This window comes from Gorillibacterium sp. CAU 1737, assembly GCF_039888655.1.
Taxonomy (GTDB): domain Bacteria; phylum Bacillota; class Bacilli; order Paenibacillales; family NBRC-103111; genus Gorillibacterium.
Map to the genome: position 1 here is coordinate 353,463 of NZ_JBDQQO010000002.1, position 22,778 is coordinate 376,240.

The window sequence follows — 22,778 nt, forward strand, 5'->3', positions numbered from 1 at the left end:
CTACTCCTCGACCGTCAGCTCCGGCATAAGCGAGGTCAGCAGCTTTTTCATCTCTTGCTCATACCGGCTCTTGTTCGGAAGGATCTCGGTTGACGCCTGACTCAGCGGAACGACCCGATAGCCTTTCCAATTACGGAATTGGATGTAAGTCGGCAGCATGCTAGGCTGTTCTACCGTTACTTCCGTACCAGCGGACGAACGCTTCACACAAAGCTCCATGCGGGCGATTGCCCCGATTTGACGGTAAGGAGGATTGGTTTGCTCCTGAGCCGCGAGGAAATTGCCCAAGGAGTAGAAGACGAGTGTCCGGTGCCCGTCCTTGCCCTCCACCCATTCCACCGGCTGGAGAACGTGGGGATGGTGGCCCAGAATGACGTCCGCTCCTTCATCCGCTGCGAGTTGGGCCCACTGGCGCTGCTCTTCGTTCGGGGTTTGCGCGTATTCGATGCCCCAATGCATGCTCACCACGACCACATCTGCCTCCTGCTTCGCCTGGCGAATGTCGGCGGTAAGCTGATCCCGGTCCAGGAGGTTGACCAGATAATCCTTGCCCTGCGGGATCGGAATGCCGTTTGTGCCATACGTGTAGGCTAGAAACGCTACCTTTACCCCATCGCGCTCCACAATCCGAATCTTGGTTCGTTCCTCTGCGTTCCGATTGGCTCCAGCAAAGGGGATGCCAAGTTTCTCCCAATAATCGGCTGCCTGTAGAATGGCCTTTTCCCGGAAATCCAAGGTGTGGTTGTTGGCCATCGAAACCACGTCCACCCCGGCATCCTTTAAGGCATCCCCAACCTCATGAGGGCTGTTGAAGGCCGGGTAGCTGGACAAGCCCAGGCTTTCACCGCCGATGATGCTCTCGGAGTTGGCAAAGGTAATGTCCGCGTTCTCCAGCTTTTCCTTCACGGTCTTCAACATCGGCTTAAAGTCATACCCGCCCTCGGCCAGCTTGGCATCCTTCCAAACGGATGAATGAATGAGGACATCCCCAATCGCAACGAGCGATAACCGGGTCTCGGTCTCCGCAACAGATGGCTCCGGCGTTGATACAGGTGCCGAAGAGGCTTCCGCAGAAGGAGACTCAACCGGAGCGGATATCGGTGCGGACGATTCCGTTGGGCCGGCTAAAGAACTGCACCCCGTTAGGGCTGCTGCCAGCATGAGCATGAGCCCCGCCGCCCAACGCTTTTTGTGAACTCTTTTTTTCATTTCATGACCCCTCTTTTTCTAGTTCGGTTCCCATTGTACTCCCATAACCCACTTCCGAACAGTCCCCTCTGTTCCCCTCGTGCTTCCCCGCAGTCTCGGCATCCTGTACAATAAGAGGCGACTCCCCATTTTTCCATGATGCAGCGAGGTGCCCCATGAACATCATCAAAGCGAAGGACCGCGAAGAACTGGAGAAACGCATTCCCCTCATGCCTTGGTATGTGGAAAAGTTCCTCATGTACAAGCTGCCTGACTTGTCCCCTTCCTCTCTATTGGAATACACCCGGGATTACGAAACCTTCTTCCACTTTTTGATGGCGGAAGGCTTGACCGACGCTTCACGCATGCAGGACGTGCCTTTGGAGGTTCTGGAACGGCTGCATATGGAGACGATTGATCATTTTCGTATGTTTCTCGCATCCAAGAAGGACGGAGCGAACACGAAGACCACCATCTCCCGCAAGCTGTCTTCTCTGCGCTCCTTGTTTCATTACCTGAGTCAAATTGCCGAGGACGACGACTTCTATCCCCTCTTGAAGCGCAATGTGATGGCGAAGGTGGAGATCAAGCGAACCCATCGGCCCAAAGATACAGCGGCAAAGCTGGAGGGCAAGCTGCTCCAGGAATCCGAGATCGCCGAGTTTATCGCCTACATCCGCACCGGCTTTGAAGAAGACATTGCGGGAAACAAGCAAGCCTTGTACGCCTACCATTTGAACCGGATTCGCGACACATGCATCGTCAGCTTGATTCTGAACTCTGGACTCCGCGTCTCGGAGGTGGTCAACCTCAACGGAGATGACCTCGATTTGAAGAAAAAGACTCTGCATGTCTACCGCAAGGGGAAAAATGACGACACCTTCAAAACCCCCGTCTACTTCCGGGAAAGCGCTCTTGAGGATTTGACTCAATACTTGGAGCAGCGATCCACGCACTACCACGCTCCCAAAAAAGAAAAAGCGCTCTTCCTCACCGTTCCCAACGGGCAGAAGGACGGGAAGCGAATGACCCGGCGCGCCATTCAGGAGATGGTGATCAAATACGCCAAACGGTTTGGCAAGCCTTATCTAACCGTTCACAAGCTGCGGCATTCCTTCGCCACGGATTATTATTTGCAAAATGATCTGTACCGCACGCAAGAGCAGCTGGGCCATGCATCTCCTGACACCACCCAAATCTATGCTCACTTGACGGACAAAACGATGTCGGATGCGATCGACAACCGCAAAGAATAGACGTTTCCTTCGAGAGAAGAGTTGTGCAATCCCGCAGGGCCTCCCGACGATTCCCTTTCATTGTCATCATTCGTTCACAATTCCCAGGATGCGCGAAAAGAGGCCGTGCGTTACAATGAAGCTTGTGTTTTTCCAATCCCTATGCGTGAAAGCCGAGGCCATCATCCATCATGGACCCCTCTTATCGTTGTTTGCGTCAAAACATTCGCCGTAACCTGAACATGGGCATCGCTTCCACGTCCAGCATTAACTTTACGGTTCCGTTCTTCCCCGTCATAGCGGCTCGCTTCGGGGCTACGAACACCGATTATGCCTTGTTGAATTCCATCCCGGCCCTGCTGACGATTCTGTCGACGCTTCCGGCATCCGCCATCATCGCACGCTTCCGTAAGCAAAAACGGATCGCCGCCTGTATCATGCTCGCGAGTCGATTGTGCTTCCCGCTCATGGCGCTGCTGCCGATCTTCTCGGGCAGCCAGGTGAAGCTGCTCATTCTGCTCGTGGGCTTGTACACGGCTGCGAACACAATCTCTACCGTGAGCTGGCAAGCCATAATGGGAGAGCTCATTCCGCTGCAATACCGAAACAAGGTATTCGCCCAGCGCAATGTTTATTCCAGCTTCGTCGGCATGGGCATCGTTCTCATCGCAGGCTGGTATATCGATCATTATTCCTTTCCGGTCGGGTACCAGACCGCGTTCATTCTGGGAACTGCTTGCGGCCTGATTGAATGCTTCTACTTTATCAAGCTGTATGTCCCGAGTGAGAATGCAGGCAGCTCGTGCATGGATGAACCGGCAGTCCTCTCGGGGAACCCGCGGCGGGCAACGGCTTCCGAGCGACTGAAAGCCTTCGCCCGAACCTTTCAATTTCAGGCAGGCAGCGACTTTTACCTGTTCTGTGCCGCAGCCGTCATCTTCTCCTTTACGTGGATGATGGCGTGGCCGGTCTTCACGAAGGTGAAGGTGGACATGCTTCACGCCACGAACAGCCAGATCAGCATTGACACGGTTGCCGCCGCCATCGGCTCCCTGCTCGGGTTTCGCTTCTGGCTGCGGATCGCCGACCGCAAGGGCAACGCGCTTACCCTGTTTCTCTCCGCACTCGGAATTGCATGCAATCCGCTCATGTGGATCTTTGCTTCTTCCATGAAGGCCGTATACATCGCGGACCTTCTCGGCGCATTCGTCACGGCCGGCTTCACACAGTCGCTCTTCAACCGGCAACTTGAGCTTCTGCCGCCTCCTTCCCGCCAGAAGGCCATTGCCTTCTACACCACGCTGTCCCAGATGGCCGCCGTTGTTGCTCCCATCTTCGGCATGAAGCTCTACGAATGGATTGATCTGGACGCCATGCTGGTCGTGTCCAGCATCGCTCGTACCTTCGGAGCGCTCACGCTGCTGATCATTCTTCTGCCCGTCGTTCAGCGCTTCTTGACGAGGAAGAAGAATCTCTCCGCGTAGTGACTTTCTCTACCCCAAACAACACAACACCTCCAGACAAGCGCCCTTCCGAATCAATCGGAAAGGCGAGCTGGAGGTGTTGTGTTATCGTTAAGGCGTGTTGGCAATCCCGCACTTGGTCAAGCCATGAACAAACCATTCGCTCAGTTGTAATCTTAAACTGGGGAATAAAGAAGGCGCTGTAGATGATGCTACAATTCTTCGCATGACGAATATGAAGGCTTGCTTCTTTGTCTTGCCTTCCGCTAGCTTCCGGTGATAATACTCGTAGAAGAGGGGATTTGGGGCTGTCCCAAATAGCCGCCGCGATAGCGCCATGAGACAAAAAAAAGACCACAACACGGGCGGCTAGCTCGATTGTGGCGTATTACATGGGTTATACGTGTTATTCGTTAAATGGCGGGTCATTCCTCGTACATCACAGAGCCTATAAAAGATAGTTTCTTACCGTCTAGCATTGCTTCCTCAACAGCTTCTTCGTATTCAAAATCATATAATCTTATGGCTACATTATATTCATCTGATAATTCATCACCATAAAAGTCTATTAGTTCACTTATGATTGCATCAGAGTAAGACGCATTATTTAAAAGTTTTGATAAGGAAGAGGTAGCGGTTTCAACAAAAGTCCATTCTAGCAAATCTTGATTATAATTAATAAAATCAAGTGAAAAGTCATTCATAAATTTTGATGGAATTCTATTTCCATTATTATCAAATTTTATATCGACATAATCTCTTAGGATATTTTCGCTTTTACAATTCCCTAACCATACTGATACAGCGCCAGGATTATTCACCTATTACTACCCTCCTCATTTATTGTAAACCCTCGGGTAAAGAACCTAATCCACCTTTTAACCTATTGCGCCCAGTTACGCAACTTTCTCTTAAATGTATCACAATCAAAAGAATCATCAATAATCTCCAATAGTTCTCTTGTGTGCAGCTCCTGAACCATCAAAACCATGTTTCCCTGGTGGATAGGAGCACGGGAAACTTAGTACCATTCATGAAATCCACCAGGATAACGAATTCTATCCTCGATAATGCTCCTTAAATTCGGAATAGCCCAAGCTAATTCAAATTCTTCTACACTTAAATCGTTGAACCATTTGGCGTAAACCTGGTTTAGGAGCAGTGCTACCTTCACCCGTCCCCTCAGTCAGCCGAGCGATCCCATTCGTAGCCGACGGCATTCAGGAAAGCCCGGGCGATGACCATTTGCCCTGGAGCATTGGGATGGACGCGATCCCAGGTTAAGGTAGCGGGATAAACATGCTTCAGCATGTGATCAAAGGCCGCCTGCAGATCCACGAAGATGCAGTCATGGCTCTCGGCTATCCTTTTGGCTGCTTGACCGTAAAGGTCCATCGTGGCGCGCATCGGGTCGGATTCGTTGGACTCAAGGTAGAAGGGGCTCATGATCACCAGCCCTTTTACGAGAGGCCGCGTCTTCTCCACCAGCTCATGTAAGGTGGTTTCATATTCGTCGATATAAACATGCCATTCCTTCATGGCAGGGTTGTCGAATTGTCTCCATACATCATTGATCCCGATCAGAATGGACAGCCAGTGCGGCTTGAGCGCAAGGACGTCCGTCTCCCAGCGTTCCTTCAAATGGCGCACCGTGTCGCCGCTAGTTCCCATATTGGCGATGCGAATGGTGCGCTCCGGATAGGTTGCTCCAATCAAAGCCTCGATCAGGGAGACATAGCCTTTCCCCAGCGCTTCATAGACCCCTTCTCCCACCGGACGTGCGCGGCCGCAATCTGTTATCGAATCACCAATCATCAGAAGCTTGTCGTGATCTGCAAAGAGCATGGTTGTGTTCTCCTCTCTTCTCTGGAGCGTGCCATAACACCGGACCAACTTGAAGAACGGTTCGACCCAAGGATCGCTTGGGTTTTTCGCACGCTCAGGCTGACGCTAACTTTGTTTTATCATGAAACTAAGTTTGTTTCAATCTACCTTCTGGAAAAAGAACGAGACTTCTGTCGGTCTGTCCGTTTTTCTGGAACGCTGCGCGTAGCGAGAGGAATTGAAATGGCTCGGATTGTGCGGTTGCCTGGGAAATGGTTTCATTTCCCGAAGACGTCCAAAAGACCAAATGAACCGTGACAATCACGCCGGCACGAGTATAATGATGAGAGCGTGTCCTCAACCCCAAGGCATGGCCGATCGGGTTAAAGAAGACACGCTCTAGGTATGCTGTATACCTGCTATCATTTCCCGAAAGGATGCCTGCCTTCGTGACCTCCTCTTCCTCAACGTCATCCGCTAAGAGAAACAGCGCCGTCTATGGGCTGCTCATGCTCGTCGGAGTGATCGCCATCTCGTTCTCTTCTATCTTTATCAAATGGTCAGATGCTCCGGTATCCGTCATCGGCATGTACCGCCTCCTCATGACCTGTGCGATGCTCTCTCCCTTCCTGTTTCGCTATAAGGAGGAAATTCGCCGAATCACGACCAGGGAATGGCTTCTGCTCATCGTCTCCGGTCTTGCGCTCGGGCTGCATTTTCTATTCTGGATGGGCTCGCTCCGCTATACCTCAGTGGCCAGCTCCACCGCCATCATCGCTTTAGAACCGGTGCTGGTCATGCTTGGCTCCTATTGGGCCTTCCGGGAACGGAATCATCCGCTCGCCATCTTGGGGATGGCCATCGCCATCGTCGGAGCGGTGCTGATCGGATGGGGTGATTTTGGCCTCGCCGCAAAAAATCTGTACGGCGATCTCCTGTCCTTCCTGGGCACCGTGGCCGTGGTCGTTCATATGCTTCTCGGCTCCAAGCTTCGGGAGACGATGTCCACGTTTGTCTACAGCTTCTTCGTCTTCTTAATCGGCTCCCTAGTATTGGGAGTCTACAATGCAGGGATGGGGTACTCGTTCACGGACTACTCCAGCCGTAATTGGGGATTGTTCTTCCTGCTCGCGGCCGTGCCTACGTTATTCGGCCACTATCTTTTCAATTGGCTGCTCAAATACTTGCGAGCTTCCACCGTATCCATGTCCATTCTCGGGGAACCGGTAGGCTCTACGGTGTTGGCCTACTATCTGCTGGGGGAATCGGTTTCTCTCCTGCAAGGCATCGCCGGTCTCCTGCTGCTGGCGGGGGTTTGGGTGTTCCTCAAGGGCAGCTCCCGCCAATCTGACGCCGCAAAGACACACTCTCAGAGTGCAGATATTCCTGTGGAAGCCACTCCTTCTTGATTAATATCCATAAATGATAGGAGACGATCTAATGATTCTATCCGAAAAGTCTTATACCGTTCGCGGGCTGCACTATGTCCTTCGTTCGGCAAAAGAAGAAGATGCCTCTCCTCTCGCTGCCCTTCGCCTTCAAATCGACGGGGAGACGGAATTCATGGATCGGGAACGAGGCGAAGCCGTGATCGACCCGATCCGGTTTGCGCAGCTGATCCAAGCCGATGCGGATGCCCACAGCAATCTGTTTCTGGTAGCGGTCGCCGATGGACAGCTCGCCGGCTATTCCCGCTGCCAGGGAAGCGAGCTTAAGCGCCTCGCGCACAAAGTGGAATTTGGCGTAGGGGTTCCCATGGCCTACTGGGGACACAAGATCGGGGAGCATCTGCTAACCGAGTCCATCGCATGGGCAGACGAGACCGGAATCAAAAAAATGGCCTTATCCGTTCTGGAAACGAACGAGAAGGCCATTCGGCTGTATGAAAAGCTCGGATTTGAACGGGAGGGCTTGCTGCGCAGGGACAAGCTTCTATCGGATGGAGCCTATTACAACACCATCCTCATGGGGAGGCTATCGAAGGAGAACTGAGGGAAGCAGATTGAAAGGCAGCAACCTCGTCTTCGGTCGCCGCGACAGGGCTTGATCGGTGAAAAGCACTGCCGTCCCAGCTCCAATTCGTCTTGTAATAGCCCGCCTCACCCTCCATAGCATAATAGAGATTCCGAAATCCGCTGCCCTCCAGCGGAAACCGATGCGACTCCTCCCGGCTGGCGGAATAAAGGGTTGGAATCAACTCCTCGATGCGGTTCTCCTTCACGGTATAGAGCGAATACTGGCTTCCGTTGCTGCCGATCCACTGCCCGATTGTGAAATCCGGGAAGCCGTCGGCGTTGTAATCGTCAAGCTTGACCTCGAAGGGGAGCTCAAGCTTGCGGAAGGTGTAGTCATCTCCTAAGTCAAGGCTGGCCCGCACCTCGTCCCCTTCTGAATAAACCAGCTGGCACGCTCCGCTGTAAAAGGTTCCTTGCAGCGAGCCCGGGTTTGGATCAGAGGATTCTACACCATTGACAAGAAGCAGGCGAATGCTCGCCTGCTTCTCTTTGGTCTCACGGTTCAGCCATGCTTCCCCCAGAACAACGGGCTCGGTGATGGCGTTGGTGGCGGCGGCAAGGGCGGTGTTCTCTCCATCCCCTGCCTGAGCGCTGGCCTTTTCCTCGACGTAGAAGACCGCGTCCTGCATTTTATGAACCTCGGGGCTGTAGATATGAATCGCCGAATTATAAGTACCGGCTGCGTCCAACGTGACCTTTGCCGTAAAGACTGCCGGATTCTCCGCGATCGGCTTAAAATCAATGCGTTCCCCGCTCCCGGTGTCCACCAGCTTCTTTACTTCGATGTAGACCTCGGTGTCGGACAAGGTGATCGGCCCATTCAGTCGGAGGGTCATGGTAACCTCGTCTCCAACCAGCAGCTTGTCTGGCTCGGTCGCAAAGTCCACCTGTAGCTGCTCCGGCTTGATCTTCTTCACCGCATGATCTTGGGTAGCTTGCGTGCAACCCACGAGCGAGATCGTCATCAGCAAAACCAAAATCGAAACTGCCGATCGCATGAGCATCCTCCTTGTCGGCCTGTCTGATAGGAAAAGGCCTTGTTCGGTCTTCTTCCTATTTATCATAGAGCCGGGAGAAAAGCAAATGCTGAGCTTCACGATTAGGAATCTTGAGGAGTCAGGGGGAGCCGACGGAATACAGCGATCCCGACAACCATAAGCAGGATAAGCCCTATTCCCGTTATACAGACGGGAAGCAGCACGGATCCCCCCGTTCCCTGAGCGAGTCCGCCAAGCAAAAGCTCTTGAGCGCGCGCCGTCAGGATGCCGGGACTTGCCTTCATCCATTGGGGCAAGCTTGATCCCAGCACCGCCAACAAGGCCGCGGAGAGCAGGGTGATGGCCGCAGCAGCTACCGCAGAGCGCATAAGGGCGCTCAGCACCAGGGTGACGGTCAAGTAGAAGGCAAACCACAAAGCGTACAAGGCCAGGCCCTGCAAAGCCAGTCCTGCATCGATGGGACCGATGAGAATCTCGGTGTAATACCAGGCTCCCAAATAGCCGATAACAAGCGACCCGGTGGACAGCAGAACCGTTGCACTCCATTTCGAGCTAAGGTAAGCAGCGGCTGATATCGGCTTTGCCATCAGCATTCCGGTAACACCGCGGCTGCGCTCCCCGGCTACCGCTGCCATGGTCGCGAGTACAAGCACGAGCAGCCCGACCGTGCTGTAGTTGGACAGCGTCCCGGCCAGTACCTCCATCGGCTGGGGAACCGGGATCACCATGACGGCTCCTTCCGGAAGATTGCCAGCTTGTTTGACCAGATCGGGCAGCAGCTTGGACGTAACGGGTTGGGCCACACCGAGCAGGAGAAAGACCAACGGAATCCAGATCAGCTTGAAGTTGCGGAGGGATTCCCGCCACTCCTTGCGAAAGAGTACGCTCCATCCTCTCATGCGCCGACCACCTCCAAGAAGAGCGCTTCGAGCGAGGCATTCGCCGCATCAAACCGCTGTACGGGCAAGCGCCGTTGAGCGATCTCGGCGAAAAGATAATCCCTTGCCTGAGCCACGTGATCCGCCTCTAGGACAAGCCTGCGTTGATCCTCGCTCAGTTCAATCCGCCGAATCGCTGGATTGCGCCTTACCGCTTCGGCGAACTCAACAAGGGATTCCTCCGATTCAACGGTGAGGTGCGGCTTGCCGTGAAGGCGGCGCAGCTCGGCCAGCTGTCCCTGTACGGCGAGCTCCCCCTTGTTGAGGATCAGGATGTCGTCGCACAGCTGCTCCGCATCGTGCAGCACGTGCGTGGAGAAGAGCAGGGTCGTCTCCCGTTTGATTCCTTGAAGGAGGTCGATCAATTCCCTTCGTCCGACCGGATCGAGCGCCGATACCGGTTCGTCGAGAATGAGCAGCTCCGGTCGATGAATCAACGCTTGGGCGATGCCCAGCCGTTGCTTCATCCCGCCGGAGTAGCTGCCGATTCGCTTTCTGGCTGCATCGGCCAGGCCGAGCTGTTCGAGGAGATCTCCCGCTCGTGCACGGAGCTTCGTCCCCTTCAGCCCAAATAATTCTCCGGCGAACTTCATATATTCACGCCCAGTCATCCAGTTAAAGAAGACCGGATGCTGCGGCAAATAGCCAATTCTTTCCCGGCGGTCTCCCCCTGCATCTCCAGCGACTTGGATACTCCCGGATGTCGCAGGAAGGAGTCCGCTCAGCATGGACAGCGTCGTCGTCTTGCCCGCCCCGTTCGGCCCAAGCAGCCCGGTTGCCCTTCCCTTGACTAGAGCGAAGTCGAGGCTGCGGACAGCTTCGAACTCGCCATACCGTTTCGAGAGTCCCTTGACAGACAAGATCGAATCCATCAATCGTTCCTCCTGCCCGCTACAAAGTAAACAACCGGCCCGATCAGCTCTCCAAACACGATGACGAGCGCCCATGCCCACTTCGGTCCGCAAATCCTCCCCTTGTCCTGCCGGAGCAAATCCAGCCCGGCGATGATCATCAAGATCAGTTGGAGGACAACAAGGGGCAGCAACAGCCGCCAATCAAAGCCAAGCATATCGTTCCACTCTTTCATTCGGCATCTCTCCTTAGGTTCGGTTCCGTTTGAACCGTCGGAACCACGTTCGGATCAGCCTTGCTCCACCCCGGACGGTAAGCCAGTACACAAGGAGCGGTGTCGGGGCCTGAATGCAGCCCCATAAGCCCCAGAACCAATACCAAGCGCCGCGCTTCCTCGCATCTCGAAAGAGCCAGATTCCTTGAGTAAGCAAGATGGCCGCGAGGAAGAGCCATGCCCACAGCGCCAAGCCATTCCCTTCGGTTGGATAAGGAGTCATCAACCAGTCCAGAACCGTCTTCATGGCTTCGCCTTCCTTCGGCGGCCCCTGGCCCCATTTCGCCAGAGAAGCAAAAGAAGCGGTACGACCATGGCTCCAATCTGAATAGGGATCAACACAGCTGTCGCATGAAGGAGAAGGAGGAAAAACCCGCCGACGATCGTCATTGCAGCGAAGACAAAGCCGACCAGCTCACTTAAGGAGCGACGGCGAACCGCTTCTTTCTCGGCGGATAGCATCGCTTGAAGGTTGCGGAGGTCCGGAACGTTCGCAGGCAAGGACTCCTCCACCCGAGTCAGATCCTTCACAAGGCGACTCAACAGTTCCTCCTCCGTCAGAGATGAGGATAATTCAACCGTTTGCTTCTTCGGCATGGGCTCCTGATGTTCAGGATTCTTCGTCATGGGTGGTCAGCTCCTTCCGCAAACTTTTCAAACCGAGGTGCACACGCGATTTTACCGTTCCTTCCGGAACACCGGTGATAGCGGCAATCTCCTGCTGGGAATATCCATAATAATGCCTCAAGACGACAGCGAATCGCTGCTCTTCCTTCAAGGTTGACAGCCCCTCCAGAACATCCGTCCATTCCGCTCCTTGACTCTCCAGCCTCCAGCGCAGAAGCCGCGAGGAATCTTCCTGCTCCTTCGCTTGCCGCTGCAGGAATCTCCACTCTCTCTTGCGCTTGCGATCGGCATCGATGACGAGTCGGGTCGCGATCGTGATCAGCCAGGTCGAGAACTTGGACCGCCCATCAAACGTATGGATCTTCTCCACCGAGCGCAAAAGGGTGTCCTGGGTGAAATCCTGAGCTTTATCCGGGTTCAAGGTGATTTTGAGCAAGTAGTGATACAGGAAGCGATAATGCTCTTGAAGAAGTTCGGCGAGGGCATCCATATCGCCGCCTTGGGCGCGCTCCATAAGCTGGCGTTCCAGATCCACTCGTCCTCCCCCTTCCCTTCCTGTCTGCTGAATGAGACGTCGAACCGGTTAATTTCGTTCACGCTGAATTATTTTTTTGATGCCACGCTCTAGCGAATCAGGCGAATCATCTGCCTGACCAGACGCCGGTCACCGGCCAGTTCTACTTCCTTGGCCTTCAATTGGGAAGAGCCGTCTCCGTCCAGGAAAATGCCGTCCACGAACGTCTCTCCGCCCCACTCCAGCACTGCCGCTCGGAAGTCGCCTGCCGTACACAAATCGTTGGTTACCAGTAGCTGAAGCTGCCCGTCCTTGGTATATACCAATCCCGTTCTCATATGCAAGTTGTCGATGCCCGGCATATGCTCCGCTTCCGCTAGGGTATGCCAGCTCTCACCTGCCTGCAGGTTCATGCTGATGCCTCCCTGCGCCCAATAGCGTTCGGGTTGGGTGACCGTCAGCTTGTCTGCGCTCGTGACCACTTGCACGGAAAATTTCTTGCTTTCCCGGTCCCAGACAAGCGTCCCGCGAGCGTATTTGACATTGCTCCAGCCGGATCCATACCCGCCCGGCTTGCCGATCACCGGTTGCCCGTCATTAACGGCGATGCTGAGCAGGCTGCTCTCATAAAAGAACCCCCCGTTCATGCCATAGCGAGGAAGGTCCAGCAGGTTTTGTTCAATGGCTTCCAGGCGGATATTCTCTGGATCGGTTATGAGGGCATGCAGAACAAGGCCGTTGGTTGCCTGGAAGGTTTCATAGGTATACTGAGTGGGCAGATCGATCTCAGGTTCCCCGGGTTTCAGGATCGTCCACAGGATAAGTCCCAACAGCAGTAAGCCAAGCGCAATATAAGCAAAAGACTTTCCAAGCGAGCTCTTCTCCTTCAGGTGGGCAAGGGCAGTTGAAATTCGCATGTTCTCTCTCCTTCATCGAATGCCGTGGGGATCTACTCTACCGAAGTAGACGCTTCTCGGTCTTCTTTGGATACAGCCCTGGCTTTGCAACTCATCAAAAAACGGCGCCGCTCACTCGGGAGTATCCCGAGCGGCGAGCGCCGCTTCCGTCTTAGCTTCGTTCCAGCTCAAGGTGAGCCGAGACGATGTCCTTGACTGCCCCCACCGTGGATTGCAGCAGATCGTTCATGTCCACCTGAAGCTGCTGGTACTCCCGAACAAGTGGTATATCGTCCAGTTCCTTCTGAAGAACGGCGATCTCCTGATCGATCTTGCCAACCATGGTCGTGTTTCCAAGGGATTCGAAGGCTACGATTTCTTTTTGCTTTTTCTTAATGGCGTTAATGAGCGTCTGAATATGCCCATTTTGATCAATCTTCGCCTCTGCCTTTCGGAAGGTTTCGGCCTCTTCGGAACGAGCGATGATCGCAGCCAGCTCGCGAGCCTTGTTCAGAATTTCCTCACGTCCGACTTTGTCGCCCTCCGGGCGGTTATCCTCTTCATGCATGACGCAACACCGCCTCCTCAATAAGTTCTGCTTTTAGAAGCCATGTTTGCGGATCGGTGATGTGTACGGTGACGAGCTTGCCGATCAGCTCCTTCGGTCCCGCAAAGTGAACGAGCTTGTTCGAGCGGGTCCGTGCGGAGAGAATGTCCGGGTTCATCTTGCTTTCTCCCTCCACCAATACCTCCACCACCTGATCCTTCATCCGTTCATTGCCGATGCGGCTGAATTCATTCAGCGTGTCGTTCAGGCGGTAGAGCCGCTCTTTCTTCGTTTCCTCTGGAATCGTATCTTCCATTCCTGCAGCCGGAGTCCCGGCACGCGGCGAGTAGATGAAGGTATAAGCACTGTCGAAGCCAACCTCTCGAACGAGGGACAGGGTGTCTTCAAACTGCTCATCGGTTTCACCCGGGAATCCGACGATGATATCGGTTGAGAGCACCACATCGGGTATCGCTGCGCGAATCTTTCGCACAAGCTCCAGGTACTGCTCCCGGTTGTATTTGCGGCTCATCTTCTTGAGAACATCCGAACTGCCGGATTGGACGGGCAGGTGGATGTGTTCCATTAAGTTGCCCTTCTTGGCGAGCACCTCGATGAGGTGATCGTCAAAGTCGCGCGGATGCGAGGTCATAAACCGAACCCGCGGGACGTCGATCTTGTGAATGTCATCCATCAGATCCCCAAAACGATAGTCGAGATCCTCAAAGTCTTTGCCGTATGCGTTAACGTTCTGACCGAGCAAGGTGATCTCCTGAAAGCCCTTACGGGCGAGATCACGGACTTCCGCCAGAATGTCCTCTGGACGGCGGCTGCGCTCCTTGCCCCGTGTATAGGGAACGATGCAATACGTACAGAACTTGTCGCAGCCGTACATGATGTTGACCCAAGCCTTGACGCCTTCGCGCTTCTTGGGGAGGTTCTCAATGATGTCCCCTTCCATTGACCAAACCTCAATGACCAACTCTTTGTTGAACATCGCATCGCGGAGCAGCTCCGGAAGCCGATGAATGTTATGCGTTCCGAAGATGAGATCGACGAAGGGGTACGTCTTCATAATGCGTCCAACTACCGCTTCTTCCTGCGACATGCAGCCACACACCCCGAGGAGCAGCGATGGCTTCTCGGTCTTCAGGTGCTTCAGGTGGCCCAGTTCGCCGAACACCCTATCTTCGGCATTTTCGCGGATGGCGCAGGTGTTGAGCAGGATGAGATCGGCTTCCCGCCGATCCTCGGTCGGCTGGTAGCCCATGGCCTCCAGCAGTCCGCGCATCGTCTCGGAATCGTGCTCGTTCATTTGACAGCCGTACGTGGTCAAATGGTACAGCTTGCCTTCCCCCGCCTTGCGCATGGGTTCCGGGATGTCGAAATCGTAGTGCACCTCCACCGCTTCTTTGCCGCGGCGCTTGCCTTCCTTATATGTTGGGCGTGAATTGATCTGCACATTGCGGCCTTTGATTCGGTAGGTGGTTTTCCCCTCCGCTTCCGCCACAATCTTCGCATCTGAGAAGTCGAAATACTTGGAAAAGTCCTTTTGTTCTTTGTCCATGTAGATGACACATCCTTACTCGTTCTTAGCTAAGCTAATAGCCACTCTTCAAGAACATATGGATGTATTATACCATACGGAAAGGAAGCCTTGCGAATGGGCATGGCTATTCACGACCGTCTATTAAAAACCAAAGGAGCCGCGTATGGGGTTCACACGCAGCTCCTTTGGTTTGGTGCCCATTCATCTGCAGAACACCTTCTCACGAAGGCATTCCCTCATTCTCAGCCGATGATTTCAGCCAAGTCGCCGGTCTTCGCACCCGCTGCATTGGCTTCATCCGTATCGATATGGAAGTCGAGAGCAAAGCTGTCCGACACGCGGGCTACCACGTCTTCGAAGATCAGCGGACGCTCGGTGTTCAGGCGGACGCTCAGCTTTTGCTTGTCCTGGATGCCCCACTTCTCGGCATCACTCGTATGGAAGTGAATGTGGCGGGCAGCCACGATGACGCCTTCCGAGATTTCGACTTCGCCAGCCGGTCCTACAATCTTGATGCCGGGCGTTCCAGCGGTATCGCCGGATTCGCGAACCGGTGCCTTCACGCCGATGGCGAAGGAATCGGTACGGGAGATTTCAAGCTGGGTTGCCTTGCGAACCGGTCCGAGAATCCGAACCTTGTCGAACTTGCCCTTCGGGCCGATGACGGCAACGGTTTCTTCCGCTGCATATTGCCCCGGTTGGGACAGGTCCTTCATGACGTGCAGCTCGGCACCCGGTCCGAACAGCGTTTCCAGGTCTGCCTGGCTCACATGGATATGTCGTGCAGATACACCGACAGGAACTTGTTTCATCGTTTTCTTCACTCCTTGGATAATAAGGGCTCTCATCTTCAAATGGCTCGAAAACCGGCCCCGTATTGGCCATGCAGGGATCAAGGCGGGCTTGTCCGAAGCGAACTCCGCCGCAAGGATGGGAACGCAAAGCGTTCTGCAAAAATCCCCTTCCTATTGTACTCTTTTTTACCCAAAAGAAAAGACAGATGCATCACACACCTGTCAAATTTTTCGATTCCACTTTATTAATGTCATTTATTATAGATTTTTTAGGCGAATGAATTCATCATCTTCTCAAACTCCGCTTCCTCCAGCGCGATCGGCTGCCTGACGAGCGGCTCCTGGCGAAACCCGGGAATGCGCTCTTCATAAGGAAGCTGCTGCTCATTCTGATAAAGCAGGCCGGTGACGAGTCCGTTTGTCTCCATGAGCGTTGTCATCGCCGCCACGCGGTTGGATGGATCATAGCCCGGAATCTCGGACACGTCCTTCAACACTTCCTTAAACCAGTCATACGTATTGACCTTGTTGAAGGTCACGCATGGGCTGAACACGTTGACCAGCGAGAACCCTTTGTGTCGGATGGCCTGTTCAATAAGGTCGGTCAACTGCTTGATGTTGCTGGAAAAGGACTGCGCCAGGAAGGTTGCACCAGAGGCGAGTGCGACCTCCATGGGGGACAAAGCCGGTTCGATGGCACCCATCGGTGTGCTTTTGGTTTGGAAGCCCGCCCCGCTCCGCGGTGACGTCTGCCCCTTGGTCAGCCCATAAATCTGATTGTCCATGACGATATAGGTCATGTCGATGTTGCGGCGGATGGCATGAATCGTATGCCCGATGCCAATGGCAAAGCCGTCTCCGTCGCCTCCCGAAGCAATGACCGTCAGTTCCCGGTTGGCGATCTTGACGCCCTGTGCGATCGGAAGAGAGCGTCCGTGAATGCCATGGAACCCGTAAGCATGAACATAGCCGGAGATGCGGCCGGAACAGCCGATTCCCGTCACCAGAGCGACTTGTTCCGGTTCCAGGCCGCTATTCGCTGCCGCACGCTGAATGGCCGCCTGCACAGAGAAGTCGCCGCAAGCCGGACACCAGTTGGGTTTTACCTCGTTGCGAAAGTCCTTTACGGTTGCCATACGAACATCTCCTTGCATCCCGTATAGATTTCCGAAGGAAGAAACGGCTTGCCGTTATATTTCAATTGATGGCGAATCCTCCCGGCATACTCAGGCAGGTTCATTCGGATCAGACTGGCGAGCTGCCCCGTTGCATTGTTTTCAACGACTATCACTCTCCGCGCTTTCTCAAGATGCGGCTTCAGCTCAGCTATTGGAAAAGGATGCAGGAGGCGCACCGCCACTTGATTGGCCTTGATCCCCTCTTGTTGCAGGCGCTCTCGCGCTTCGGCAATCGTTCCGCCTGTGGAGCCCATACCGATGATTAGCAGATCCGGCTCCGTATGCGGGGCATCCGCTCGAATCGCACTATCCAGCTGGAAGGTGCTCAGCTTCGACATCCGCTTGTTCATCATCGTCAGGCGATTGCGAGAATTCTCCGAAGGCCGTCCGTCCTCCGCATGTTCAACCCCTGTAACGTGATGGATGCCGTGCTTCTGACCGGGTATCGTACGCGGTGAAATACCGTCCAGCGCGTGTTCGTACCGCTTGAACAAGCCACCTTCGCTGCGGGGAGCCGGGTCCTCAATCAACCTTCCCCGATCGATCGAGATTTTTCGATAGTCAAAGGGTTCTGCCGATTGCTTGCCCAAGCTGAGCTGGAGATCGGTGACCAGAATGACAGGGCATTGATATCTCTCCGCCAAGTTAAACGCTTCCACCGTGTCGTAGAAGCAGTCCTCTATGGTACCAGGCGCAATGACGATCTTCGGAATTTCCCCATGGGTTCCATAGATCATGGCCATGATGTCGCTCTGCTCCTGCTTGGTCGGCAACCCTGTTGAAGGGCCTCCTCGCTGGGTATTCACAATCACGAGCGGGGTCTCCGTCATCCCGGCAAGGCCGATCGCCTCCATCATCAGGGACAGCCCCGGTCCAGCGGATGCGGTAAACGAACGGGCTCCCGCATAATTCGCTCCGATCGCCATGGTGACCGCAGCAATCTCATCCTCCGTTTGGATGACCGTTCCGCCTAGACGCGGTAGCTCCTTGATCAAGTACTCCATGATTTCTGAAGCGGGTGTTATCGGATAGGCAGCCATGACACGGCAGCCGGCTGCAACAGCTCCAAGCCCGATGGCCTCGTTGCCGATCAGAAAAAGCTTCCGTTTGCCGTCTGCCGGAGCAAGTCGGAATTCTTCCACAGGTCCTCCTGCCAGCTGAAGCACATGCTCGGCCCCACGGCGAACCGCCTCCTGATTCTTCAGAACGACCTTCTCTCCCTTTCGCCCGAATTCCGCCTCGACCGCTTGATTCAACAAGTCGAGAGGAAGGCCGAGCAGCGCCCAAGATGCGCCTGTCGCCACCATGTTTTTCATTAAGGACGTTCCATGCTCCTCCGCGATGCGGGTGAAGGGAACGGCAAACAACCGAGCTTGGGCTCCCTCCGGAATGACCGGATGAACTTTCTCATCGGCTAGAATAATCCCATCGCTTGTCAGCTCGGCTGCGTTCAGGTCGATGCTCTCCTGGTCGAACGCGACCAGAAGATGCAGCTCATCCGATATGGCTCGCAGCGGCTCGACACTGATGCGGATTTTATTATTCGTGTGACCACCCTTGATACGCGAGGAGAAATGACGGTATCCGTACAGATAATAGCCCAATCGGTTCAACGCAGTGGAAAAAATGCGGTCCGTGCTTTCTACGCCTTCCCCCTGCTGACCGCCGATCTTCCATGACAGCTCCCTTTTCACAGATCGTTCATCCCCTTTGAATGATCCTGCTTTGGTGTTCGGGAAAGATGATTGTAACAATTTGGTCACATTCTCTACTTCAAGATTATGAGAATTATTATCAAAAGGCAAGGGGATTGACCCGGAAAAGGTATAGTAAGTTTCGATTGAATTCATATCATATTGAGAACGTTTCGACATGCGTAACCGTTTCCAATGGATGAGAATAAAAAATTCCGTTCATCCCGATCACCCCAAGCAAGAAAAACCTGTTTACTCGAAAGTAAACAGGGGGGCCCTTCTTCATTCCACAGTCCTTTGGGGTGTCCCGTCAACGGGGCTCAACGATCAGCTTGATGGCCGTACGGTCTTCCCCGTCGATGACAATATCGGTAAAGGCCGGGATGCAGATCAAGTCCACCCCGCTCGGAGCGACAAACCCCCGGGCTATGGCCACAGCCTTGATGGCTTGATTGAGCGCACCGGCTCCAATCGCTTGCAGTTCAGCGGCCCCGCGCTCCCGAAGGACACCGGCCAGAGCTCCGGCTACGGAGTTGGGGTTGGATTTTGCTGAAACTTTCAATACTTCCATGAAAGGTACCTCCTCAGGAATGATGAATGGCTTCCAATAATCATCCTATTCGCTGAGGAGATCGTTCATGCCTTGTGATCCTTATTCGATGATGGTTCGGTCCTCGTCCTCCCGGATCAAGCGGACGGCTTTCGCCCGGTTCGTGGCATCATCCGTTTCAATAAAGGCTCCATTCAACTGCCATTTGCCTTCATCCACTACAAAACGAACGGGCATCCCGCTCAGAAACTTGCTGATGACCGCATCCTTTTCCATACCCAGAATGCCGTTCAAAGGCCCGGTCATCCCAACATCCGTCACATAGGCGGTTCCATCCGGCAGTACCCGGTCATCATGGCTTTGCACATGGGTATGCGTGCCGACGACAGCGGAGACTCGTCCATCCAAATACCAGCCCATGGCGATCTTCTCCGATGTCGCCTCTGCGTGGAAATCAACGAGGATCGGGATGTTGCGTCCTTCCAATTGTTCGAGGATTTCATCTGCCTTGCGGAACGGGCAATCTGAGGTTGGGGGCAGGAAGGTCCGGCCTTGAAGGCTGATGATCGCCATCTCCTTCGAGCCCGCCTTCAGAATGGCCCATCCGGCTCCCGGGTTGTTGTCCGGAAAGTTCGCCGGCCGAATCAGCCTGGGCTCGTCATCGATAAACTCATAGATCTCCCGCTGATCCCAGGTGTGGTTGCCCATCGTGATGCCGTGGATTCCCCATTCGAAGAAGCTGGTGGCAATCGGCTTCGTGATGCCTCGGCCGTGTGCGGCGTTCTCCCCGTTCACGACGATGAAATCCGGCCGATGCTTGGCCTTGAGTGCGGGTAGACGCTTACGCAGCGCTTCCCGGCCCACAGATCCGACGACATCCCCAATAAACAGAATTCTCATAGCTGCGGTAGCTCCTTTCGTGCGCTCATTTCGGTTATAACGATGAAAAGTGGCCGTAACGGCCACTTTTCGAACGTGAATTATTTGGCGTATTCCACGGCGCGGGTTTCGCGAATGACCGTGACCTTGATGTGTCCCGGGTAATCGAGTTCGTTCTCGATCTTCTTCGTGATATCCCGAGCCAGCCGGAAAGCTTCGGTATCGTCGACCTTCTCGGGCTGTACCATGACGCGAATTTCGCGTCCAGCTTGAATGGCGTAAGACTTCTCGACTCCTTCGAAGGATTCCGAGATATCTTCCAGCCGCTCCAGCCGCTTGATGTACGTCTCCAAGGTCTCCCGGCGTGCTCCCGGTCTTGCTGCAGACAAAGCGTCTGCTGCGCCAACGAGCATCGCGATAACCGAGGTTGCCTCCGTGTCTCCGTGGTGAGAAGCAATGCTGTTGATCACAACCGGATGTTCCCGGTACTTGCGGGCGATCTCCACGCCAATTTCCACGTGAGAACCTTCCACTTCGTGATCAAGCGCTTTGCCGATGTCATGCAGAAGTCCGGAACGTTTCGCCAAAGTAACGTCTTCCCCGAGCTCTCCTGCCATGAGTCCCGCCAGGTAAGCCACTTCCATCGAGTGCTTGAGTACATTTTGACCATAGCTGGTCCGAAAACGCAGACGCCCCAAGATTTTAATGAGGTCCGGGTGAAGCCCGTGAACCCCCACCTCAAAGGTAGCCTGTTCTCCGTATTCGCGAATCCGTTCGTCCACTTCTTTGCGGGACTTCTCGACCATTTCCTCGATGCGAGCCGGGTGAATCCGGCCGTCTGCAACGAGCTTCTCGAGTGCGTTCCGAGCAACCTCGCGGCGAATCGGGTCGAAGCCGGACAGAATGACTGCCTCAGGCGTATCGTCGATGATCAGGTCGATCCCGGTGAGCGTTTCCAAGGCACGGATATTCCGGCCTTCGCGTCCGATGATGCGGCCCTTCATCTCCTCATTGGGCAAGGTAACCACCGATACGGTCGTTTCGGCGACGTGATCGGCAGCGCAACGTTGAATGGCAAGGGAGATAATCTCCCGAGCTTTCTTGTCTGCTTCTTCCTTGGCTTGCGTTTCGATCTCTTTGATCATCTGCGCCGTCTCGTGACGGATTTCCTGCTCGACGTTCGTGATGATGATCGTCTTCGCATCCTCCATGGTGAGGCCAGAGATCCGTTCCAACTCGGCGACTTGCGTTTTCAAAAGCTGATCGATTTGCGCTTGCGTTTCATCGATCCGCTTCTCTTTGTTGGCCATAAGTTCTTCTTTGCGTTCCAGAGAATCGTGTTTTTTATCCAGTGATTCCTCTTTTTGCAACAACCGCCGCTCTTGACGAGCAGTTTCGTTTCGACGTTCGCGAATTTCTTTTTCCGCTTCGGTACGAAGTTTGTGAATTTCGTCCTTCGCTTCGAGCACCGTTTCCTTTTTCAAGGCGTCGGAGTCCTTTTTCGCCTGTTCGACAATCAATTCGGCCGCACGTTCGGCACTTGAAATCTTCGCTTCAGCAAGAGATTTCCGGATAAAATAGCCAATCCCACCGCCAAGAAGGCCAACGAGAAGGGAGATCAATGCCGCAAGCCATATTGGCATGCTCGACATCTGCCTGTTTCACCTCCTCGCTATTCCCTGTAGAGTAGCTTGGGATTTGTTCGGTTTTTAGCCCATTCCATTTTCCAGGAAGTTCTGGATTAACATGTTTTCATCAGTACTGCGACAGCACCGATTCACGATTCGCATGGTACAGAATAAAAAGTAAAAATTGGCGATTTTACTTTGCGAATCTCCTCTTGTCACAAAGAGTTATCAATATTTTATCTTTTTGTTCAGATTGTTGTCAAGTTTCCGGACAAACGAAGCAAGGCATCTGTGACAAACCCATTCACAGGGATTCCCAATCCCAGTCTTCGGAGTCCATCGGCTCAGCCGCGCTAACTTGTCGAACCACATTCCCTACCAGCTGTGGGGCATACCCGCGCCGGGCTAAGAAGGCATACAGCTTCCTTTTTTTATCAGCGGGTTCTCCCTTGAGCAGCTTCCAGCGTTTGGTAGCCACCACCAAGGCTTGTTCCTCTTCTTCCTCCGGGTTGATGCGCCCGATTGCCTCGGCCACGGTCTGCTTGTCGACTCCCTTGTGGCGAAGCTCCTGCTCCACCCACTTCCTCCCCTTCTTCTGAAGGGAGATGCGTTCCCGTGTCCACAAATCCGCAAAATCCCGGTCGTTCAAATACCCCTGCTCGGTCAATTGAGCGACGACCTGTTGAATCAGAGGAGGTTCATACCCTCTGCTCTTCAGCTTCTTGCGTACTTCATCGACCGAACGAGAGCGCACACCCAGAAAGCGTACCGCATCCAAATAGGCTCGATGCCGTTCATCTGCGTGCAAAATCTCTTGCAAGGTCGAAGCGTTCACCGTCTCCCCCTTCAAGAGGCGATAGTGAACAAGAAGATCCTCATGAACGGAGAAGGCATATTCCCCATCCAGGTGAAGGTTGTATCGGCTGCGATTCTTCTTCTGCTGTTCCACCTGGGTGATCATCGCGGTCTTGTTTGGGGTTTGTTCGGCCAGCCCATCCGGCCCCTCTGTTTCTCTCGCTTTCGGCGCCTGGTCGTCCATGCAGCCGCCTCCTTTCGTCGGGTTCGCACACGCTTCCTCCCCTTGGGTTTCCGCACAATAGGCAAATGCCGCGCCGGTTCAACACCGGTGCGGCAC

24 protein-coding genes are annotated in these 22,778 nt (G+C 54.2%); 4 read left to right on the plus strand and 20 right to left on the minus strand.

What is annotated here, in order from left to right; all coding sequences use genetic code 11:
* Positions 1-1,209: a CapA family protein gene (locus tag AAFN83_RS06075; RefSeq protein ID WP_347767891.1), complete on the minus strand. Its 1,209-nt coding sequence runs from the start codon at positions 1,207-1,209 to the stop codon at positions 1-3.
* A 155-nt stretch (positions 1,210-1,364) separates the two neighbouring features.
* Between AAFN83_RS06075 and xerS the strand changes: the two genes are divergently transcribed.
* Both xerS and AAFN83_RS06085 read left to right on the plus strand, forming a co-directional pair.
* Positions 1,365-2,444: a tyrosine recombinase XerS gene (gene xerS / locus AAFN83_RS06080; protein WP_347767892.1), complete on the plus strand. Its 1,080-nt coding sequence runs from the start codon at positions 1,365-1,367 to the stop codon at positions 2,442-2,444.
* Between the two features lie 170 nt (positions 2,445-2,614).
* A complete protein-coding gene (locus AAFN83_RS06085; RefSeq protein WP_347767893.1) occupies positions 2,615-3,907 on the plus strand; it encodes an MFS transporter in 1,293 nt (430 codons plus the stop codon).
* Between the two features lie 404 nt (positions 3,908-4,311).
* Here the strand turns inward: AAFN83_RS06085 and AAFN83_RS06090 are convergent, their stop codons facing one another.
* Positions 4,312-4,707 carry an immunity 22 family protein gene (locus tag AAFN83_RS06090; protein WP_347767894.1) on the minus strand — a complete coding sequence of 132 codons (396 nt, stop codon included), beginning with the start codon at positions 4,705-4,707 and terminating at the stop codon, positions 4,312-4,314.
* 361 nt (positions 4,708-5,068) lie between these two features.
* Positions 5,069-5,731: an SGNH/GDSL hydrolase family protein gene (locus AAFN83_RS06095; RefSeq protein WP_347767896.1), complete on the minus strand. Its 663-nt coding sequence runs from the start codon at positions 5,729-5,731 to the stop codon at positions 5,069-5,071.
* 488 nt (positions 5,732-6,219) lie between these two features.
* Here AAFN83_RS06095 and AAFN83_RS06100 point away from each other — a divergent pair, with 488 nt between their 5' ends.
* Together AAFN83_RS06100 and AAFN83_RS06105 are read left to right on the plus strand one after the other, a co-directional pair.
* The gene (locus AAFN83_RS06100; RefSeq protein ID WP_481810485.1) at positions 6,220-7,119 is read left to right on the plus strand and encodes a DMT family transporter; all 900 of its coding nucleotides are present in this window, start codon (positions 6,220-6,222) and stop codon (positions 7,117-7,119) included.
* 31 nt (positions 7,120-7,150) lie between these two features.
* Positions 7,151-7,702: a GNAT family N-acetyltransferase gene (locus AAFN83_RS06105; RefSeq protein ID WP_347767900.1), complete on the plus strand. Its 552-nt coding sequence runs from the start codon at positions 7,151-7,153 to the stop codon at positions 7,700-7,702.
* Here AAFN83_RS06105 and AAFN83_RS06110 read toward each other — a convergent pair.
* From AAFN83_RS06110 to AAFN83_RS06190, 17 genes are all read right to left on the minus strand, one after another.
* Positions 7,674-8,723, minus strand: a complete 1,050-nt coding sequence (locus tag AAFN83_RS06110) for a hypothetical protein (protein ID WP_347767901.1) — start codon at positions 8,721-8,723, stop codon at positions 7,674-7,676. The two genes, AAFN83_RS06105 and AAFN83_RS06110, sit on opposite strands and share 29 nt — an antisense overlap.
* A 101-nt stretch (positions 8,724-8,824) precedes the next feature.
* The gene (locus AAFN83_RS06115) at positions 8,825-9,622 is read right to left on the minus strand and encodes an ABC transporter permease (RefSeq protein WP_347767902.1); all 798 of its coding nucleotides are present in this window, start codon (positions 9,620-9,622) and stop codon (positions 8,825-8,827) included.
* A complete protein-coding gene (locus AAFN83_RS06120; RefSeq protein ID WP_347767903.1) occupies positions 9,619-10,533 on the minus strand; it encodes an ABC transporter ATP-binding protein in 915 nt (304 codons plus the stop codon). The genes AAFN83_RS06115 and AAFN83_RS06120 overlap by 4 nt, the downstream gene beginning before the upstream one ends.
* On the minus strand, positions 10,533-10,748 hold the full coding sequence (locus AAFN83_RS06125; protein WP_347767904.1) for a PLD nuclease N-terminal domain-containing protein: 216 nt from the start codon (positions 10,746-10,748) through the stop codon (positions 10,533-10,535). Before AAFN83_RS06125 ends, AAFN83_RS06120 begins: the two co-directional genes overlap by 1 nt.
* 13 nt (positions 10,749-10,761) lie before the next feature.
* A complete protein-coding gene (locus tag AAFN83_RS06130) occupies positions 10,762-11,034 on the minus strand; it encodes a sigmaY antisigma factor component (RefSeq protein ID WP_347767906.1) in 273 nt (90 codons plus the stop codon).
* Positions 11,031-11,414: a YxlC family protein gene (locus AAFN83_RS06135; RefSeq protein ID WP_347767908.1), complete on the minus strand. Its 384-nt coding sequence runs from the start codon at positions 11,412-11,414 to the stop codon at positions 11,031-11,033. Before AAFN83_RS06135 ends, AAFN83_RS06130 begins: the two co-directional genes overlap by 4 nt.
* Positions 11,398-11,949, minus strand: a complete 552-nt coding sequence (gene sigY / locus AAFN83_RS06140) for an RNA polymerase sigma factor SigY (RefSeq protein WP_347767909.1) — start codon at positions 11,947-11,949, stop codon at positions 11,398-11,400. Before sigY ends, AAFN83_RS06135 begins: the two co-directional genes overlap by 17 nt.
* Before the next feature lie 89 nt (positions 11,950-12,038).
* A complete protein-coding gene (locus AAFN83_RS06145; RefSeq protein WP_347767911.1) occupies positions 12,039-12,845 on the minus strand; it encodes a hypothetical protein in 807 nt (268 codons plus the stop codon).
* 151 nt (positions 12,846-12,996) lie between these two features.
* Complete coding sequence (locus AAFN83_RS06150) at positions 12,997-13,392, minus strand: YlbF/YmcA family competence regulator (protein ID WP_347767913.1); 396 nt, start codon at positions 13,390-13,392, stop codon at positions 12,997-12,999.
* Positions 13,385-14,938, minus strand: coding sequence for a tRNA (N6-isopentenyl adenosine(37)-C2)-methylthiotransferase MiaB (gene miaB, locus AAFN83_RS06155; protein WP_347767915.1), 1,554 nt, complete (start codon positions 14,936-14,938; stop codon positions 13,385-13,387). Before miaB ends, AAFN83_RS06150 begins: the two co-directional genes overlap by 8 nt.
* A gap of 224 nt (positions 14,939-15,162) precedes the next feature.
* A complete protein-coding gene (gene pduL, locus AAFN83_RS06160) occupies positions 15,163-15,732 on the minus strand; it encodes a phosphate propanoyltransferase (protein WP_347767917.1) in 570 nt (189 codons plus the stop codon).
* 251 nt (positions 15,733-15,983) lie between these two features.
* A complete protein-coding gene (locus AAFN83_RS06165; RefSeq protein WP_347767918.1) occupies positions 15,984-16,850 on the minus strand; it encodes a 2-oxoacid:ferredoxin oxidoreductase subunit beta in 867 nt (288 codons plus the stop codon).
* Positions 16,838-18,586 (minus strand): 2-oxoacid:acceptor oxidoreductase subunit alpha, encoded by a 1,749-nt coding sequence (locus tag AAFN83_RS06170; protein ID WP_347767920.1) that lies wholly within the window; start codon positions 18,584-18,586, stop codon positions 16,838-16,840. The genes AAFN83_RS06165 and AAFN83_RS06170 overlap by 13 nt, the downstream gene beginning before the upstream one ends.
* Positions 18,587-18,896: 310 nt before the next feature.
* Positions 18,897-19,157 carry a stage V sporulation protein S gene (locus tag AAFN83_RS06175; protein ID WP_006286829.1) on the minus strand — a complete coding sequence of 87 codons (261 nt, stop codon included), beginning with the start codon at positions 19,155-19,157 and terminating at the stop codon, positions 18,897-18,899.
* 81 nt (positions 19,158-19,238) lie between these two features.
* On the minus strand, positions 19,239-20,036 hold the full coding sequence (locus AAFN83_RS06180; RefSeq protein ID WP_347767923.1) for a TIGR00282 family metallophosphoesterase: 798 nt from the start codon (positions 20,034-20,036) through the stop codon (positions 19,239-19,241).
* An 80-nt stretch (positions 20,037-20,116) separates the two neighbouring features.
* Positions 20,117-21,658, minus strand: coding sequence for a ribonuclease Y (gene rny, locus AAFN83_RS06185; RefSeq protein ID WP_481810486.1), 1,542 nt, complete (start codon positions 21,656-21,658; stop codon positions 20,117-20,119).
* A gap of 289 nt (positions 21,659-21,947) precedes the next feature.
* The gene (locus tag AAFN83_RS06190; RefSeq protein ID WP_347767926.1) at positions 21,948-22,682 is read right to left on the minus strand and encodes a RecX family transcriptional regulator; all 735 of its coding nucleotides are present in this window, start codon (positions 22,680-22,682) and stop codon (positions 21,948-21,950) included.
* Positions 22,683-22,778: the final 96 nt, after the last annotated feature.

Coding starts and splice junctions, on each gene's coding strand:
- AAFN83_RS06165 (WP_347767918.1), bottom strand. CDS start 16,850: ATGGCAACCGTAAAGGACTTTCGCAACGAGGTAAAACCCAACTGGTGT.
- AAFN83_RS06120 (WP_347767903.1), bottom strand. CDS start 10,533: ATGGATTCGATCTTGTCTGTCAAGGGACTCTCGAAACGGTATGGCGAG.
- AAFN83_RS06175 (WP_006286829.1), bottom strand. CDS start 19,157: ATGGAAGTATTGAAAGTTTCAGCAAAATCCAACCCCAACTCCGTAGCC.
- AAFN83_RS06125 (WP_347767904.1), bottom strand. CDS start 10,748: ATGAAAGAGTGGAACGATATGCTTGGCTTTGATTGGCGGCTGTTGCTG.
- AAFN83_RS06075 (WP_347767891.1), bottom strand. CDS start 1,209: ATGAAAAAAAGAGTTCACAAAAAGCGTTGGGCGGCGGGGCTCATGCTC.
- AAFN83_RS06110 (WP_347767901.1), bottom strand. CDS start 8,723: ATGCGATCGGCAGTTTCGATTTTGGTTTTGCTGATGACGATCTCGCTC.
- xerS (WP_347767892.1), top strand. CDS start 1,365: ATGAACATCATCAAAGCGAAGGACCGCGAAGAACTGGAGAAACGCATT.
- AAFN83_RS06145 (WP_347767911.1), bottom strand. CDS start 12,845: ATGCGAATTTCAACTGCCCTTGCCCACCTGAAGGAGAAGAGCTCGCTT.
- AAFN83_RS06115 (WP_347767902.1), bottom strand. CDS start 9,622: ATGAGAGGATGGAGCGTACTCTTTCGCAAGGAGTGGCGGGAATCCCTC.
- AAFN83_RS06190 (WP_347767926.1), bottom strand. CDS start 22,682: ATGGACGACCAGGCGCCGAAAGCGAGAGAAACAGAGGGGCCGGATGGG.
- AAFN83_RS06150 (WP_347767913.1), bottom strand. CDS start 13,392: ATGCATGAAGAGGATAACCGCCCGGAGGGCGACAAAGTCGGACGTGAG.
- AAFN83_RS06105 (WP_347767900.1), top strand. CDS start 7,151: ATGATTCTATCCGAAAAGTCTTATACCGTTCGCGGGCTGCACTATGTC.
- AAFN83_RS06095 (WP_347767896.1), bottom strand. CDS start 5,731: ATGCTCTTTGCAGATCACGACAAGCTTCTGATGATTGGTGATTCGATA.
- AAFN83_RS06085 (WP_347767893.1), top strand. CDS start 2,615: ATGGACCCCTCTTATCGTTGTTTGCGTCAAAACATTCGCCGTAACCTG.
- AAFN83_RS06130 (WP_347767906.1), bottom strand. CDS start 11,034: ATGAAGACGGTTCTGGACTGGTTGATGACTCCTTATCCAACCGAAGGG.
- AAFN83_RS06135 (WP_347767908.1), bottom strand. CDS start 11,414: ATGACGAAGAATCCTGAACATCAGGAGCCCATGCCGAAGAAGCAAACG.
- miaB (WP_347767915.1), bottom strand. CDS start 14,938: ATGGACAAAGAACAAAAGGACTTTTCCAAGTATTTCGACTTCTCAGAT.
- rny (WP_481810486.1), bottom strand. CDS start 21,658: ATGCCAATATGGCTTGCGGCATTGATCTCCCTTCTCGTTGGCCTTCTT.
- AAFN83_RS06100 (WP_481810485.1), top strand. CDS start 6,220: ATGCTCGTCGGAGTGATCGCCATCTCGTTCTCTTCTATCTTTATCAAA.
- pduL (WP_347767917.1), bottom strand. CDS start 15,732: ATGAAACAAGTTCCTGTCGGTGTATCTGCACGACATATCCATGTGAGC.
- AAFN83_RS06180 (WP_347767923.1), bottom strand. CDS start 20,036: ATGAGAATTCTGTTTATTGGGGATGTCGTCGGATCTGTGGGCCGGGAA.